Annotated in this window: 3 protein-coding genes and 1 tRNA gene; 1 reads left to right on the forward strand and 3 read right to left on the reverse strand. The window is 28.9% G+C overall.

The genetic code is table 11. The features are described from left to right. The first annotated feature begins 25 nt into the window (after positions 1 to 25). Entirely contained in the window at positions 26 to 691 is a 666-nt protein-coding gene (locus tag ACZ451_RS05530) for a LysE family translocator (protein WP_464216102.1), read from the forward strand. A 42-nt stretch (positions 692 to 733) separates the two neighbouring features. Here ACZ451_RS05530 and ACZ451_RS05535 read toward each other — a convergent pair. The 3 genes from ACZ451_RS05535 to ACZ451_RS05545 form a co-directional block, all read right to left on the reverse strand. Next, positions 734 to 804: transfer RNA gene (locus ACZ451_RS05535), tRNA-Cys, on the reverse strand. Positions 805 to 1,021: 217 nt separating this feature from the next. Further along, the gene (gene folB / locus ACZ451_RS05540; RefSeq protein ID WP_464216103.1) at positions 1,022 to 1,378 is read right to left on the reverse strand and encodes a dihydroneopterin aldolase; all 357 of its coding nucleotides are present in this window, start codon (positions 1,376 to 1,378) and stop codon (positions 1,022 to 1,024) included. 166 nt (positions 1,379 to 1,544) lie between these two features. After that, positions 1,545 to 2,501 carry a PorP/SprF family type IX secretion system membrane protein gene (locus ACZ451_RS05545; RefSeq protein WP_464216104.1) on the reverse strand — a complete coding sequence of 319 codons (957 nt, stop codon included), beginning with the start codon at positions 2,499 to 2,501 and terminating at the stop codon, positions 1,545 to 1,547. Between the last annotated feature and the right edge of the window lie 17 nt (positions 2,502 to 2,518).

Genomic DNA, 2,518 nt, shown 5'->3' on the forward strand with positions numbered 1-2,518 from the left:
TAGACCATATTAATTTTTAAGATTTATGTTAGAAGATGTACAGGCAGCGATACCATTAGGCTTTTTATTAAGTTTTATGATTGGGCCTGTTTTTTTTGTGCTTTTAGAAACCAGTGCTACTAAAGGTTTTAGAGCAGCTTTGGCTTTAGATCTAGGTGTTATTATTGCAGATATTATTTTTATTACAATAGCCTATTTTAGTAGTTTTCAACTCTTAGAAAATTTAAGTAATCAGCCTGGCCTTTATGTTTTTGGAGGCGTAATTTTATTAGTGTATGGTATAATTACATTTATTAAAAAAGAAATGAAGACAGAAATTACTACTGTAAAAGCAACAAAAGGAGATTATATAAGTCTTTTTATAAAAGGCTTTTTGCTTAATTTTATTAATATCGGTGTTTTAGTATTTTGGCTTGGAATAATTATAGTGGTAGGGCCAAGTTTAGAAAATAACGCTAATCGTATTATCGTATTTTTTGTGACTATGATTGGAGCCTATTTTATTACAGATATTTTTAAAATGATTGCTGCAAAACAATTGCGTTCTAAACTTACTCAAAAACGTATTTATCTGGTAAAAAAACTATTAGGAATTATTCTTGTCATCTGTGGTATTGTATTAATTATAAAAGGTTTTTTACCAAAAGATCAATTAAATATCCAAGATGGAATTGATTTAATTAGAGAATAAAAAAGAAAAACCTTTATCAATTAAAGATAAAGGTTTTTTTAGAGGCATCGAGCGGATTCGAACCGCTGTACAAGCTTTTGCAGAGCTCTGCCTAGCCACTCGGCCACGATGCCAATATAAGGCAACAAATGTACTACTTTTTTTAAGTTTGTAAAATGTAAACCTATTATAAAAGAGAAAAAATAATTATTTTTTCAATGCTTTTCTTAATGTCAATGAGCAGATTAGAATTGCTTTATAAATCTTTGTGAGATTCTGTTTATCCATTTTGAATATAATCTCCTTTTATGTTATATGTAGATTGTATTATTTAAAATAGAAATATGTTAATTACCGTTTTAATTGTATAATTATTGAAACTTTTTCTACATCCCCTCCAATAGGCGGGTTTAACTTGGAAACTATTACTTCAGCTTCAGTAACTATTTCACAATTTAAAAAAATACGATTTATGATGCGTTTGGCTACATGTTCTAATAATTCTGAACGGATGGCCATTTCTTTTTTAACAATATGGTTGATAAGCACATAATCTACAGTATCATTTAAATTATCAGAATTAGCAGCTTTTTTAAGATCAGCAGTAACTTCTACATCTACGCTATAATCGCTACCAATAATACTTTCTTCTTTAAGACATCCATGATATGCGTATACTCTAATATTAGAAACTTTTACTTTTCCCATTCTGCGAATTTAATATATTGAATTAATTAAATCCAATCCTAAACCCTATATTAATTCTAAGAGTAGAAGGTGACGTATTATTTTAAAATTAAGCTTTTCTTTTCCTAAAAGAAAAACCCCTTCTACTCTTATATGAGGAAGGGGTAATTTTATTTAAGAATTGTATTTAGTAGGTACATCTACAATTACTAACACCTTGAAATAAATCTACTCCTACAGTTACTACATGAGTACCTGTACTGTAGCCTAAAATTTCGTTAAGTATTATTTGGTATGAATATCCAAAGTAAAAATTATTCTTTTTTAGTCCAAAAAATGGAGCGATGTATAATGGTTTTCCAACCTGATCGTTTAAGAATCTATAGTTAATACCTGTATAATAGTAATCTTCATATTGATACCATCTTAATTTAATGTTTAAATCTGTTTCAGATCTTCCATCACTTTCAAATAGTTTAAACAGCAAGGACGGTTCTAATTCAAAACTACTACGTTTATTTTTCTTAATTCTATATCCAGTATAAACATAGTAATTACGTAATTCGTTAGGTTCTGAGACATCAAAGTTTAAATTTTGAGGATCTTTACCCAATAAATTAGAAGCATTTGCACTAATATAAAATTTCTTTATACGGTACATTAAACCAATATCAAAATTATGATTTGCTGTTTGTATATTCGTAATCTGTCCATTATCTGGAAAGTTTAATATATCAAATTCATCGGTATCTATTTTAAACTGATTAAAGTTATAGGATATTCCAAAAGATAAAAACTCATCATCATATCTATCTAAAGTTAAGTGGTGTGCAAAAGAAAGTCTAGCTCCTTGTTGTTTGGTAAACCCATTTTTATCATTGTATAAAAATAGACCTATACCAGACTTATTACCTACTCTTGCGTCTACAGCAAGCGATTGTGTACGAGGTGCATCTTTTATACCTACCCACTGAGCTAATCCATTCATCCTTATTTTTACATGATCTCCAATACCCGCATAAGTAGGTGATAATACAAATGGATTATCGGCTAAATATTGTGAGAGCTGAGGTGAGTTTAGCTCTTGTCCTTTTACCCAAAAAGTAAGGACAAAGAATAGCGAGGTTATTACTATTTTTTTCATAAGTAGGTTTTATATTA

Source organism: Allocellulophaga tsushimaensis (assembly GCF_055383085.1).